We start from the raw sequence: 13,759 nt of genomic DNA on the forward strand, positions 1-13,759 counted from the left end.
TAACCGACGAAATTACTTGCTTCATCTACTGCGTTAACTCATTTTTTAAACATAAAGCGAATATGGCTCGAAAAAAAGCAGAGATTTTTATGGTTTAACTTGACGTGGGGAGTCATACCAACGCCCCTATTAACGGGCAAAATAAAGTTGGCGAAAATATTTGAGGAACGAAAATAGCCAACTGTATTTTGTCCTGTTGAATGGCTTGTTATACCTAAATTTCACCAAACAATTTTTCTATTGATTCGTCATCAAATGTAGCCCCTTTTACACTTAGGGTTTGTATCATCATAGAGTTCATTATCGCTGTATATTTAAAAGCCTGTTCAATACTAATTATTTTTCCAGTCTTTGAACCAAGTTGAATAATTCTATTCATTACTGCATCTAAATAGTCATGGATATTTTCAATTAACATTTCAGTGTAACTAGGTGTATTACCACTATGAACTATAAGATTTCTAGATCTGTAAATACGCCTTATTTGCCAACCTACTCTTAACTTATGTGAAGCAAGACCATCATGCATATTTTTAGGACTTGAGTACACGTAACATAGATAATTAAACCTATCCAAGAGAAGGTGAAAATCTTTAAATGCAGCAACCAAGGTTTTACGTTGCGGTTCATATGATTTTAATGCTAATAACTTTGCAACTTTAACTGTAGAGTTTTCTCCCGAAATACCTTTTAAAATATTCCTCGTTTCTTTTCTATTCCAGTTATATAAATCACTTGTAAACCGGCTTACTAGCCTTTGATAGTACATAAGATTCAGAAATGGCGTGACACTGTTAATTATATGCTCGATGTTTGAAATTTTGTCATCGTGACTTGCTGGAATAATTGATTCTAATGCTATCCATAAATTTAGCATTTGGTTTTCTTTAGAATCACTGTTTAAAGCCAATGAGTGTAATTCTGCTGATCTAGTGAATACATTAAAAGAATTTGATTCCAATCCAAATTCAGATAGAAAATCATTAGCATTTTTAGAAGCTCTGACTAATTTTTGATCTTCACATTTGTGCATCGCATTCGTTTTATTTCTTGATCTCTCAACTGTGTTATCTGTGTGATTAATTATCAAACAATCAGATAACCAGTTTATTTGTTCTTTATGATGAAACAGACTGAAAATTGTACTTAGAATTTCCAATAATTCTTCTGCTTTATTTTTAGCAGAAACTACATCTCTAGCTTTAATTTCTTTCAAGCAAGCGAAGGTCTGATCTGAGTTTTTACTAAAGTTGTGTTTTGATAGATTGGCTTTTATACCACTGAGATCATCTAACAATTCAATCTTGAATGAATCAAATGATTTTTTGTAATGTTTGACAGTGTCAGAGAACTTAAAAATTATTGTAAATTCGTGCGGTTTTCCAGAAAAAACATCCAAAAAATCATCAACAGCAGCGTTACCTGCAATTCTATTTTTATCATAGTGAAAAAATTTCTGAGTTACCTCGCTTATGTACTCAAAGCTATAACCAAGATTTACTAACGTTGTTGCGTAACTTCTTGTAAGTGTTCTAATTGACCTGAAATCAGTTTTATCACTTTTTATTGCTTGCTTAAGCAACTCTTCATTTTTCTTCTTATATTTCTTTAAATAAATTTGTCTTAAAATTAACTCAACTATAACTTTCTTTTCGGTGTCAGGCCCCTTAGGGGCTTTTAGAACAGAATTAATTTGTTTTAAACTAATACTTAACAACTCTTTAGTAACAGGATCTCGCCCTAAGTTCTCACATAGTTCATCGAGGACATGTTGTAAGTTAGGTCTTTTGATATTGCCTTTTTCTATTTCCTCGATTACTTCAAGTGCTTCTTCACAAAGGAGGCTAGAATTCATAGCCGAGGGTTTATATGTATCTAGGGAAAAATCAAAGAACAACTCATCTAGAAGTTGCGCAAAAAATAATAAATTTACTGAAGTTTCTGGAGCATCCCATTTATCTAGCTTTCTATATCTCATCCTGACTGACAACTTCTCTTTAGGTATAACAGCTTATTAGACTGGATAAAAACCTTTTTTGTGCAAGGTACCACCAACTAATATTTAATTTATTGCTTGGTAATCTATAATTTTAATGTATTTATTTCAAGTGGTTATTTTCGTATTACAATCGAAAACAATTTAATACACAATAAATTTACACTTTTTCTGCTGAAAGTGTGCAAACAAGTGATGCTGTGTTCAAGGGGATAAATAAGGCTATTTATAAAATCAGAGTTTTTTAACTTACATAGCAGAGCCGATGCAAATGAAGGGGTATGCATAAACGCACTATAGCGCCGTATATTTATAATTAACACGGGCACTCACTGTTAATTATTACATTAGAGCCTCTCAACTAAGGTTAAATCACCTACATAGTTAAGAGGCTTTTGATTATAGCTATGCCAAGCAAGCAACAAATAAGCCTGCAAGGTGCACCGTATTATTATCGTAATTGCAGTTTAAAACACAAAAGATACATGTTGCACAAAGGTAACTTAATTAAAAAATAGAGTATTTATACTATTAATGCTTTACATTTATAGAGCTCTTACTCTATAATGGTTTTGTTCCTAAACGAACACTTATTGTAATAATTTATTCTAGCTTCCCCATAGCTTACATATACCAGTAGCCTTGCTACTGGTTTTTTTTGCCTGAAATTCAAGAATAAAGCTTTAAGGTTATTATTTATCGGTGGAATAAAGGGCTTTTGTGCCCATCCCCATAACGGTAGCAATTTATATTAGAATAACCATGTTTTTGCGCCATATTATATTGTCAATAAAGCTTGTTCAAATGGTTTTGTAGTTGTGTTGATAGAAATTTTCCTAATTATATTACCAAGTTACATATTGTAAACTTCACCTGCATTGATTATATTATTTTGTATAATTATTAATGAATGGTCGTTTGATAGGGACAACATGACATACCTGACACCTAAAGAAAAACCCCAAATATTTGAACTTCAACCCGGTAAAGTGATAGACCTGCAAATAAACCATCCTGTTCCTCTACGCTTAAAGCTGGCCTTAGTGGGTTATGAGTTAGGAAAGTATATTATATTGAAATACCCTAAGGCTATGAATACATTGCAATACAAAGATGTATTAGTGGATGGTAATGTTGTGATAGCACGTTATTTAATGGAGGGTAATAAAGGTGAGTGTTTTGCTTTTCGCTCTGCTATTAGAAGTATTACTACATTTCCTGAGAAGTTTATTTTTCTTGAGTACCCTACAAAAATAGAAAACCGTCAGCTGAGAACGCAACAAAGAACCAGTATTCATATTCCGGCAATGATCATGGTTGAGGAAGACGATATTACCAAAGAAATAAAAATTAACGGTGCGATAAGTGATATATCCCTCAAGGGTTGTGGCTTTTTATTTAAAAGTAGCAGTGAAGGAACGAATGTTAATAAACGTAAAATATTTGTTTGTTTGCAAGATTCAACAGGGGTTGAAATGAAAATATCAGCCCAAGTTTGTAATAGTCGCAACGACCAAGGTGTGGTGAGCGTAGGTATTCAGTTCTTAGAAGATCATGAGCGATTACCGCTACTACTAGAGCAATTGTTTATTAAAACAGGCAGCAGCTAAGGCTGCTAGTTTTCTTTTTTTCTTGCATTTTATTACCAGCTATTCTGCTTGAAACCAATGGCTAATAATAGCGTCGGCTTGTTCAGCGCCGGTGCGTTTTAACGATGAAAATGCTTGTACTTTAATATCGGCATTTAAGGGCGCTAATATTTTTTTTACTTTGAGGACTTCGGCGCTACGTTTACCTTGCGATAATTTATCGCACTTGGTGAGCAAGGCCAAAACAGGTAGGTCGCTATCTGCGGCCCATTGAATTAAGTCCATGTCTAAGTCTTTCAATGGGTGACGAATATCCATTAACACCACTAGGCCTTTAAGGCTTTCGCGTTTTTCCAGGTATTCACCTAGTGCTTTTTGCCACTTCTTTTTCATTTCTAAGGGCACTTTAGCAAAGCCATAGCCGGGTAAATCAATTAAACGCTTATTGTCGTCAATTTCAAAAACATTAATCAGTTGAGTACGCCCAGGTGTTTTACTGGTTCGTGCTAAACTCTTTTGGTTTGTTAGTGTATTTAATGCACTCGACTTACCCGCATTTGAGCGGCCAGCAAAAGCGACCTCGATACCGCTATCTGCTGGTAATCGGCGAATATCTGGCGCACTGATGGTAAAGGTGGCCTTACTTAAATGTATAGTGGTAGAAGACAAGGGATAAACTCTGAATAAAAATATAGCGTTATTATAGCGTTATTCTGGATAAAATAATTAAGAAAAGTGTTAAAAATGTAGATTTTCAAGGAATATTTAGCAGAATATGTTACACACAGCACAGATTCGTGTAAAATGCTGTCAATTTTTTGAGATTTATTGTAAACGATAAGTCGCAGCATAGTTTTATATGCCAACTTATAGTCTAATAACCATAAGTCTACTATTCATAATTTATATTTTATATAGTATCAATTTACTCAACGACAAGCAGAGAGCAATTTAATGAAAAAAATAATATTTTCACTTTTGTTAGGGGCAAGTATGTTCAATACAGCAGTTGCTGTAGAAGGAGATGCTGAAGCAGGTAAGGCAAAATCTGCTGTATGTAGTGCCTGTCATGGTGCTTCTGGTATCAGTCCGGCAGACATTTACCCTAACCTTGCTGGTCAGCAAGCCGAGTACCTTATAAAACAATTAGCAGACTTTAAATCAGGTGCTCGTACCGATATGATGATGGCGCCAATGGCAGCTAACTTATCAGAGCAAGATATGGCTGATTTAGCTGCACACTTTTCAGGTTTACCACGTAGCGTTGCAAAAGCTACGGCAAGTGCAGCAGACGGTGGAGCAACAACAGCCTCCGCTACAACTAATGTTGCAGTGGTTACATCAACGTCAGCCAAAGCCATTTATGCCGGCGATGTAAAAGCGGGGCAAGAAAAATCAGGAACCTGTGTTGCTTGTCACGGTACTGATGGTAATAGTGCAATTTCAATGTACCCTAAGCTGGCTGGGCAAAGTGCTAACTACTTGGCTAAACAATTAGCTGATTTTAAATCAGGTGAGCGTGTAGACCCCGTTATGGCTGGCATGGTGGCAGGCTTAAGTGCAAAAGATATGGATGACCTAGCGGCGTATTATGCTGTGCAAACCAGTACCGAAGGCACTGGTGAAGGAAGTGAAATTGGCCGAAAATTATATTTTGGTGGTGATGCAGGTAAAGAAATCACCGCTTGTGTTGCTTGTCATGGTGTAGCAGGAAAAGGGATGGCGCAAGCAGGTTTTCCTGCTGTTGCTGGGCAAAATGCAGATTACTTAAAAAAACAAATATTAACATTTAGAGATGGTAGCCGTGGTAACGACGCTAATGAAATAATGCGTAATATAGCGATAAAACTGTCTGATACTGATATTGAAGAGTTAGTGAAGTACATGTCTTCTCTTAAATAGTTAGGCATCATTTACTCATGGGTATTATATCGCTAAAAAGCAGCAATTATTGCTGCTTTTTTGTTTTGTCGTGTAAAATAATTATTTAAATTGTTTCTATCATTAAACAGGATAATTAAGCAGGTCACTTGAGCAATAATATTAACACGAAGCAATTAATCGCCTGTCAATTATGTGATGCGCTTTATAAAAAGCCTGAGTTAAAACAAGGCCAAAGCGCGAAGTGTACACGTTGTGGTAGTACAATGACAGAGCGCAAAGTCAATTCAATTGAGCGTAGCTACCATTGGTCTATGGCAGGCCTATTGTTATTGTTACCCGCGATCTTTCTTCCTATAATGGGAGTAAGTTTAGTCGGGCAGTATCACAACGCGTCTTTATTTGACTGTATCATAGCACTGATTAACCGTGGTTTTTATATGATTGCCGTATTGGTTTTTCTGTTTGCAATTGCCGTTCCCATCGTACGTTTAGCAGGCTCTTTTTATATTACCTACAGCTTTAAGTTTAATAAATTAAAACCATCACTGTTAAATTTTTTTCGTGCCTTTCACCATTTAGATAATTGGGCGATGCTCAACGTGTTTATGCTAGGTATTGTTGTTTCTATGTATAAATTACTTGATGACACTGAGCTAACCATTAATATGGGGCTACTGGCTTTTATTTTATGGCTTATCAGTTCTACTATGGCGGCAGCAACGTTAGATCAAGATTATATTTGGCAAAGGCTGGAGGATGAGTTTGTTGATTGAAACCGCCAAAAACAACAACCTAGCGCTTTGTCCTAAATGCCACAAAGTGAATGCGCTCACGGGTATTCATCGCAATAAAAAAATACAGTGTATTCGCTGCAGTGGTTTCTTTTATCAGCGTAACCCTCGTAGTTTACAATATACATTAGCGTGGAATGTTGCAGCATTAATTGCGTTTATCCCCGCAAACCTTTACCCAATTATGATTATATACTCACTTGGCATTGGTGAACCCTCGACCATTCTCTCAGGTATTGGGCAATTTATTGACCACGGTTTATACCCCATTGCCATCATCATTTTTACCGCAAGTATTATTGTGCCCCTACTAAAAATTGCAGGACTATTTGTACTGGTTTACCGAGCCTACACTGGGGTAAGGTTGCGTGCTGACAAGCACAGTAAATTTTATCATATGTTAGAGTTTCTAGGCCCTTGGTCAATGCTAGATGTTTTTGTCGTGGCCTTATTGGTGGCGGTCGTTGAATTGGGCTTTATTACTTCGGTGGCAGCAGGGCCAGCAATTAACTACTTTACCTTAACGGTAATATTTACCATGATAGCAGCTAATAGCTTTGACTCTCGCTTGTTGTGGGACAAGCAGCATAATAGTGAAAACCCAGTCAGGTTGAGGAAACATAATGACGACTGATAAAGCATTCGGTGATAAAAAAATGGACAATAGCATAGCTTCTGCTGAAGTTGTACCGCGCCAGGGTATTTCAGCTGTTTGGTTTATCCCGCTCATAGCACTAATTTTTGGTGCTTGGCTGGGCGTGAAAGCAATTTCTGAACAAGGTGTTTTGATCACCATTGAATTTGAAAATGGCGCAGGTATTGTCCCGAAAAAAACGGAAGTACGTTATAAAGGTTTAGTAACCGGTGTCGTCAGCAAAGTGGAGCCATCAGACGATTTACAGTCTGTTATTGCTGAAGTAGAAATGTCGCAATCTTTTGCACAATACTTAACCCAAAACACACAGTTTTGGTTAGTCAGTGCTGATATTTCACTACAAGGTATCTCAGGAATAGACACACTGCTGTCAGGGAGTTATATCAATATAATTCCCGATATGGACAAAAATACCCGCAGCCAAGACCACTTTATTGCATTAGACGAAGCCCCTCAGCTAGATATGACCACACCAGGCTTGCACCTTACTTTAAAAGCCAGTGTGTTAGGCTCTATTAGTGAAGAATCACCGATTACTTTTAAGCAAATTCCAATTGGTTATGTCACGAGTTATCACTATGTTGAAGCAAGTGAAGATATCAATATTAATATTTTTATTAAGCAAGAGTACGCCCATTTAATTAAAGAAAATTCGCTATTTTGGAATGTAAGCGGTGTACAGGTTAGTGCGTCTATTGCAGCAGGGTTAAAGGTGAATACAGGCTCACTAGGCTCTATTTTAGCTGGCGGTATTGCAGTAGACACATTAAGTTATCAAGAAAAACGCCCCGTGGCTAAAAATGGGCATGTTTTCCCATTACACCAAGACTTTCAAGCAGCAGAAATGGGGCATACTATTGAACTAACGCTTGATTGGGACTCAGAGGTTGACCGTAATGCGGCTATTGTATATCAAGGAGTCACAATAGGGGCGATTGAGTCCTTTAGTAAAATAGACCCTAAAACCAGAAAAATAACAGCAAAAGCTAATGTTAACCCACGTGTTGTGCCTTATTTAACTGAACAGTCGCAATTTTACTTGGCGTCGCCGCGTATTGACCTAACGGGGGTTACAAATGCTAAAGCATTAATAACAGGGACTTATATCAATATTCGACCTTCTTTACAGGGCAAGCCTACCAATAAGTTTCAGGTTTTCAGTAGTAAACCACCTTATTTATATACTGAGCCTGGGTTACACTTAATTATTGAAGCGAATGACCGCCACTCATTGCAAGCTGGTAGTAATATTTATGTGAAGCAGCAAGTGGTTGGCAGTGTGCAAGCGGTTGATACGATAGGCGCAGAGCAACATTTAATCCATATTCATATTGAAGAAAAGTATCAACATTATGTTAGGTCAACGAGTCGCTTTTATAATAATTCAGGATTAAAGGTAAAGGCCAGTTTACTAGGGGTAGATGTTGAAGCAAAATCACTGCAAAGTATGTTAACCGGTGGTCTTTCTATTATTAACTTAGCTAAGGACACAAATGATAATGCTGTTGTTAATGGAGATAGGTTTCATTTATTTGCCAATAAAAAACTAGCAGAGCAACGCGTGAGCTTTACCTTAACTGTTGCCGCGAGTGAACAAGTAAATACCAGTACACGTGTGTTACACCGTGGGGTAGAAATTGGTGCTATTCACGCCATTGAAACTGAAGGAGAAAAAAGCAAATTATTCTTAGGTTTACTACCAGAGTATGAACATATTCTACGTGCTGACACCCAATTTTGGTTAGCTAAACCCAACCTTAGCTTGTCGGGTGCAACAGATACCGAGGCATTATTAGGCGGGGCTTATATCACTTTTTCTGTAAATACAGACAACCCAACACCCAAAACTGCATTTACCTTATTAACCTCTGCACCAGCAAAACCTGCTAGCGCGCCCGGTTTGCAATTAAGCTTGTTGGCAGACACGGCCAGTGTGGCTACTGCAGGTAGTAGTATCAGTTACCGTGGTATTGTTGTTGGGCAAGTAGATAATGTCGCATTAGACAAAAAAACGGATAAAGTTCACCTTAATGTGACCATTGATGATGAGCATCAAAATTTAATTCAAGCGAACACGCGTTTTTATAATGCTGGTGGCATAATGCTGAGTGGCGGTTTAAGTGACTTTGTTGTAAAAACAGAGTCTGTTGATGCTATTTTGCGCGGGGGCATTAGTTTTTATAACCCAGATGAAAGCCAACCTAGCTACGCTAAAGTAAAAGAGCTCGACAGTTTTGAATTATTTGAACATTTTGAGCAGGCAAAAAATGCTGGTTTAGCAATTAGTATTAATTTTAATGACTTTAGAGGCCTGAAAGTTAAAACGAACGTGGTGTATCAAGAGCAAAAAATAGGCGCGGTTACCCGTTTAATCTTTAATGAGGAAAAGCCGTTTGTGACCGCATTAATACTCTTAAACGATATTGGGGCTAAATATGCGAAACAAGGCACTAAGTTTTGGCTGGTTGAGCCTGAAATTGGCTTGGTTGGCTCAAAAAATGTAGCCTCGTTATTTGACGGCGCTTTTATTACTCTTTTACCTAGTGATAACGTTGGCGATAAAAACAGTAAACAACAAACAACATTTGAAGCGCTTGCCTTACCACCAACGACTACCAAACGCCCTTATGGCTTAAATGTTAAGTTAGTCGCTAAGCGTTTAGGGTCGGTGCGTGTTGGTAACCCGGTGCTGTATCGTCAAGTAAAAGTAGGTGAAGTTATTGGTATTGATTTATCACCTACTGCTGACACGGTTGATGTTTTTATTAACATTGCTAAACGTTATGCTCCCTTAGTAAGCAGGGAGAGTAAGTTTTGGAATACCAGCGGCATTAATATTGAAGCAGGTATTTTTTCAGGGATAAATATTGACTCAGAATCGATCGAAACCTTGATTTCGGGCGGTATTGCCTTTGCTACGCCCACGCCTAGCACGACAAAAAAAGGGCAATCAATCGGGCAAAATAGCTTTATTTTACACCCAAATGTTGAGCCAGACTGGTTAGAGTGGCAGCCGAAAATATTACTAGATCAATAGTTTAGTCATCTTGGCGACTGCTTGCTCCGGATTGTCTGACTCGGTAATGGCGCTAACAACGGCAATACTATCCACGCCAGTGGCTAGCACTTGTGGTGCTCGCGCTATGCTAATACCACCAATAGCCACCACGGGTATTTGCTGTTTAGAGAGCGATGCCCGTAATGCTAAGAGCTGACATAAATTTTCAATCCCTTGAATTTGCCCTGTCATGTCTTTAGTTTTTGTTGGGAAAATTGCCCCAATCGCTAAATAAGACGGCTGTAATTGCTGCGCAAGTAAAAACTCATAGCAACCATGAGTACTAATACCAACACGCAAGCCTGCTTGTTGTATCTTGTTTAAGTCAGCTTTGCCTAAGTCTTCTTGCCCAATGTGCACACCATAAGCGCCGTGCTTAATCGCCAATTGCCAATAATCATTAATAAATAATCGGGTTTTATAATTTTTTGCCAAGTGAATTGCTTCAATAATAATCGGTTCAAGTTGTTCGCTTGATAAATGTTTGACTCTTAGCTGAATAATATTTAACCCTAACGGCAATAAACGTTTTAACCAGTATATTGAGTTAATAACGGGGTAAAGCCCGAGTTTTTCACCGTGTAAATCGAGCGAAGCAAAGGCAGGTAACGTTTGATATTGTTGGCTAATAGCGTCAACAACACGGGGAAAATGCGGTAAGGTGTTGGTGAGCGCAGCTGATTGATTTTGTGACCCAGTCGGTAAAAGTGGCCAAGCTAATTGCTCAAACGCGCCGTAATATTGATGATTGTGCATGGCGCTGATTTGCGTCGTTGCTATTAAACCTTGGTTGATAAACGCTTTCGCTAACGTGAAGGCGTCACGCACTAAATAACCTAGCGCTAAAAATGAAGCTAACGCTGTGGCAAAACTACAACCACCGCCATGGCTATAATGACTTTTTAACCGAGGTGAGCGCAATTGATATACGATGGCTTGTTGTTCATTTGCTTGGTTGTCTTGTTTTATTTGATTAAGTTGGTGGTAACAATAATCACTGCAATAGTTGCTGTCATTACTGTGCCCACCTTTAATAATAATACTGTTGACTGCGAAACGTTGAAAAATTTTCTTGGCAAGTGCTTTAATATTGTGTTGCTCTGTTGGTGCGAGTGAAGTGTTACTGGTCAAAAATAGCGCTTCGCTCATGTTAGGCGTAATAATATCAACCAGCGTTAGCAAAGGCGTTAACATAGTGACCGACACGTGATTGAAACTACCGCCCACACTCGCTTGGCCAACAGGGTCGTAAACAACAATTAACTGTGGCAACTCTTTTTTTAATCGCTGTAAAGCAGCCGTTAACCAGAGTACTTGTGCTAGATCTGCTAACAAGCCAATTTTGATGACACTAGGCGGCTTATCAGTAATAAGCGCGTTAACTTGTTGTTGTAAAACATTAGCCGTAACAGGGTTAACCGAAATTAATTGGCTTGAGTTTTGCACGGTATTCGCTGTAATGAATGTGCATACTTCAACCCCTAAACTGTGGCCAGTTTTTATATCGGCAGCAATACCCGCACCGCCTGAGCAATCACTGCCAGAAATAGTCCAAATTATCGGCTTTTGTTTCATTGTAGTGGTCATTGTTGGTGCCAAAAAGGGGTGTTTAATGTAGGTGTTGACGGATGGGCTGTTTGTCTTTGTGTCATAATCCCTGCAACATAGCCTTGTTCACCCGCTTGTATTGCTTGGCTAAATGCTTTTGCCATCATCACAGGGTTATCGGCTAATGCCACAGCGCTATTAAGTAAAATACCGTCGTAACCCATTTCCATGGCTAAACAGGCATCAGACGGTTTGCCTATGCCTGCATCTAAAATCAGCGTGGCCTCAGGTAAACGTAAACGAATAGTTTCTAGGTTATATGGGTTCATTAAGCCTTTACCTGTGCCAATGGGTGACGCCCAAGGCATAATCACTTGGCAACCTAAATCATATAAGCGTTGGCACAGTACTAAATCATCGGTGCAATAGGGCAGTACTTGAAAGCCATCGTTAATCAATTGTTCAGCAGCACTGAGTAACTCGATAGGATCGGGCTGTAAATTATAATCATCGCCAATCACTTCAAGTTTAAGCCAGTTCGTTTGAAAAATTTCTCGGCTCATTTGGGCAAGCGTTATGACTTCTTTTGCGGTTTTACAACCGGCAGTATTTGGCAGTAAATTGCCTTCCACTTGTTGTACTATGGTTTGTAAATATTGCCATATTTTTTGTCCAGATTGTTCACCAGGGTTTTGCCTTTTTAGCGACAAAGTCACCACTTGTGAACCGCTGGCGAGTATCGCTTGTTTCATAACCTCTGGCGAAGGGTAAAGCGCACTGCCAATAAGTAGGCGGCTATTGAGGTTTTTACCGTAGATATTAAGCGACATTACTACTAACCACCTTGAATGGGTAAAAGTACATCAACACTGTCCCCTGGGTTAACTAGGGTGTGGTTGTATGCTTCACGGCCAACAAAATTACCATTAAGTGCGACAGCAAACGTACTGTGTTGGGGCTCTTTAAAATAAAGGCTAAGTGCAGTACTGATGGTGTTTTTTGTTGGGTCGGTAAGTGAAAATGTTTGACCATTAATATGAATATTCATGAGATATTGGCTTCTTTGCTGTAATGAGTAGAGAGATTTTTTGTGGTTAATAAATCAGTGAACGGCAGCGTTTTGTTAGCACCGTTTTTAAGGTTATTGATCACCGCTAGCGCCTGTTGTAACACCACAGGGGCAATTAAAAAGCCGTGACGAAATAGGCCGTTAATGTGTACTAACGAGTTTTGCACCATTATTTGCGGTTGGTTATCGCTAAAAGCGGGACGCAATTGGCTAATGTGTTGGCGAATATTAGCCTCAGCAAACCCCGGGTGTACACTATAAGCGGCACTTAAGAGTTCCATCGCTGAGCGTACGGTCATATTTCCTTGGTCATTGCTTTCAATTTCTGTTGCGCCAACCACATAAAATCCTTTTCCTTTTGGCGCAATATACAGTTGGTACCTTGGGTGCATTAACCGAATAGGGCGTGACAAATGTACATCGGGTGCGAATAACTGAAACAATTCACCGCGCACTGCGCGTAAATCTGCCAGTGGCGCACAGCCATTATTAGCCTTGTTAGAGGCTGCACCAGTACCGCGACAATCAATAACTAAATCAAAGGTTTCACTATTACACTGGCTTTGTAAGCGGCTGTGCGTTTTATAAGACAGCGTTGATTGGTTGTGATTAACCTGTATTGCAGTCACGAGTGTTTCACTAAGCCAGTTTATACCGGCTTGCTCAAGCTGTTTTTGTAAAGCAATTAATAAGCGACGATTACCTATTTGTCCTTCTTGCGGCAAGTACAAACCTTGGTGAAACCTTCGCCCTAATTCTGGCTCTAACGCTGTTAACTGAGCACGATTTAATGTTTGCTGGCATTGTGCAGGGTAATTATTGTTTAAATGACGAATAAAATGTAGGTAATCACCGGTGTCTTGCTCATGGCTCACCATAATGGCGCCAGTTTGCTGAAAAAAAGTATATTCGTCTAAACTAGCCAGTATTTTTGGCCATAAAGACAAAGACTTAAAACCCATTTCAACAATATTGCGGGCACTATGTAGCGACTCGCCCAAAGGTGTTAACAAGCCTGCAGCGGCGTAAGCGGCACTGTTATGCGCTAGCTTGGTGTCTTTATCAAATAAAGACACCTCAAACTCGCCTTGGCGATGCAATGACAAGGCTAATAGTCTGCCCATTAACCCTGCACCTACAATGGCTACTTTCATTGCTTTTGCCTATTA

General features: G+C 38.8%; 11 protein-coding genes. 5 read left to right on the forward strand and 6 right to left on the reverse strand.

What is annotated here, in order from left to right; genetic code table 11:
- Nucleotides 1-214: 214 nt before the first annotated feature.
- Nucleotides 215-1,978, reverse strand: a complete 1,764-nt coding sequence (locus AC0UA9_RS11565; RefSeq protein ID WP_475660222.1) for a hypothetical protein — start codon at nucleotides 1,976-1,978, stop codon at nucleotides 215-217.
- Between the two features lie 950 nt (nucleotides 1,979-2,928).
- Between AC0UA9_RS11565 and AC0UA9_RS11570 the strand changes: the two genes are divergently transcribed.
- Complete coding sequence (locus tag AC0UA9_RS11570; protein ID WP_475660224.1) at nucleotides 2,929-3,606, forward strand: PilZ domain-containing protein; 678 nt, start codon at nucleotides 2,929-2,931, stop codon at nucleotides 3,604-3,606.
- Nucleotides 3,607-3,645: 39 nt separating this feature from the next.
- On the opposite strand, the gene yihA is transcribed toward AC0UA9_RS11570, so the two are convergent.
- Complete coding sequence (yihA, locus tag AC0UA9_RS11575; RefSeq protein ID WP_475660226.1) at nucleotides 3,646-4,254, reverse strand: ribosome biogenesis GTP-binding protein YihA/YsxC; 609 nt, start codon at nucleotides 4,252-4,254, stop codon at nucleotides 3,646-3,648.
- 324 nt (nucleotides 4,255-4,578) lie between these two features.
- Between yihA and AC0UA9_RS11580 the strand changes: the two genes are divergently transcribed.
- The 4 genes from AC0UA9_RS11580 to AC0UA9_RS11595 all read left to right on the forward strand — a co-directional run bounded on the left by AC0UA9_RS11580 (nucleotide 4,579) and on the right by AC0UA9_RS11595 (nucleotide 9,952).
- The gene (locus AC0UA9_RS11580) at nucleotides 4,579-5,487 is read left to right on the forward strand and encodes a c-type cytochrome (RefSeq protein ID WP_475660227.1); all 909 of its coding nucleotides are present in this window, start codon (nucleotides 4,579-4,581) and stop codon (nucleotides 5,485-5,487) included.
- Nucleotides 5,488-5,615: 128 nt separating this feature from the next.
- A complete protein-coding gene (locus AC0UA9_RS11585) occupies nucleotides 5,616-6,242 on the forward strand; it encodes a paraquat-inducible protein A (protein ID WP_475660229.1) in 627 nt (208 codons plus the stop codon).
- The gene (locus AC0UA9_RS11590; RefSeq protein WP_475660231.1) at nucleotides 6,226-6,894 is read left to right on the forward strand and encodes a paraquat-inducible protein A; all 669 of its coding nucleotides are present in this window, start codon (nucleotides 6,226-6,228) and stop codon (nucleotides 6,892-6,894) included. The genes AC0UA9_RS11585 and AC0UA9_RS11590 overlap by 17 nt, the downstream gene beginning before the upstream one ends.
- Entirely contained in the window at nucleotides 6,884-9,952 is a 3,069-nt protein-coding gene (locus AC0UA9_RS11595; protein ID WP_475660233.1) for a PqiB family protein, read from the forward strand. The genes AC0UA9_RS11590 and AC0UA9_RS11595 overlap by 11 nt, the downstream gene beginning before the upstream one ends.
- Here AC0UA9_RS11595 and thiE read toward each other — a convergent pair.
- The 4 genes from thiE to AC0UA9_RS11615 are packed head-to-tail and all read right to left on the reverse strand — an operon-like array spanning nucleotide 9,941 to nucleotide 13,744.
- On the reverse strand, nucleotides 9,941-11,560 hold the full coding sequence (gene thiE, locus AC0UA9_RS11600; RefSeq protein WP_475660234.1) for a thiamine phosphate synthase: 1,620 nt from the start codon (nucleotides 11,558-11,560) through the stop codon (nucleotides 9,941-9,943). The genes AC0UA9_RS11595 and thiE overlap by 12 nt on opposite strands.
- The gene (locus AC0UA9_RS11605) at nucleotides 11,557-12,351 is read right to left on the reverse strand and encodes a thiazole synthase (protein ID WP_475660236.1); all 795 of its coding nucleotides are present in this window, start codon (nucleotides 12,349-12,351) and stop codon (nucleotides 11,557-11,559) included. The genes thiE and AC0UA9_RS11605 overlap by 4 nt, the downstream gene beginning before the upstream one ends.
- A gap of 5 nt (nucleotides 12,352-12,356) precedes the next feature.
- Nucleotides 12,357-12,569: a sulfur carrier protein ThiS gene (gene thiS / locus AC0UA9_RS11610; protein ID WP_475660238.1), complete on the reverse strand. Its 213-nt coding sequence runs from the start codon at nucleotides 12,567-12,569 to the stop codon at nucleotides 12,357-12,359.
- On the reverse strand, nucleotides 12,566-13,744 hold the full coding sequence (locus AC0UA9_RS11615; protein ID WP_475660240.1) for an FAD-dependent oxidoreductase: 1,179 nt from the start codon (nucleotides 13,742-13,744) through the stop codon (nucleotides 12,566-12,568). Before AC0UA9_RS11615 ends, thiS begins: the two co-directional genes overlap by 4 nt.
- Nucleotides 13,745-13,759: the final 15 nt, after the last annotated feature.

The organism is Colwellia sp. F1, from assembly GCF_056238625.1.

Bases quoted from the DNA above. Each gene is read 5' to 3' on its own strand.
- AC0UA9_RS11570 (WP_475660224.1), top strand. From the start codon at position 2,929: ATGACATACCTGACACCTAAAGAAAAACCCCAAATATTTGAACTTCAA.
- AC0UA9_RS11595 (WP_475660233.1), top strand. From the start codon at position 6,884: ATGACGACTGATAAAGCATTCGGTGATAAAAAAATGGACAATAGCATA.
- AC0UA9_RS11605 (WP_475660236.1), bottom strand. From the start codon at position 12,351: ATGTCGCTTAATATCTACGGTAAAAACCTCAATAGCCGCCTACTTATT.
- AC0UA9_RS11565 (WP_475660222.1), bottom strand. From the start codon at position 1,978: ATGAGATATAGAAAGCTAGATAAATGGGATGCTCCAGAAACTTCAGTA.
- AC0UA9_RS11590 (WP_475660231.1), top strand. From the start codon at position 6,226: ATGAGTTTGTTGATTGAAACCGCCAAAAACAACAACCTAGCGCTTTGT.
- AC0UA9_RS11580 (WP_475660227.1), top strand. From the start codon at position 4,579: ATGTTCAATACAGCAGTTGCTGTAGAAGGAGATGCTGAAGCAGGTAAG.
- thiE (WP_475660234.1), bottom strand. From the start codon at position 11,560: ATGACCACTACAATGAAACAAAAGCCGATAATTTGGACTATTTCTGGC.
- AC0UA9_RS11615 (WP_475660240.1), bottom strand. From the start codon at position 13,744: ATGAAAGTAGCCATTGTAGGTGCAGGGTTAATGGGCAGACTATTAGCC.
- thiS (WP_475660238.1), bottom strand. From the start codon at position 12,569: ATGAATATTCATATTAATGGTCAAACATTTTCACTTACCGACCCAACA.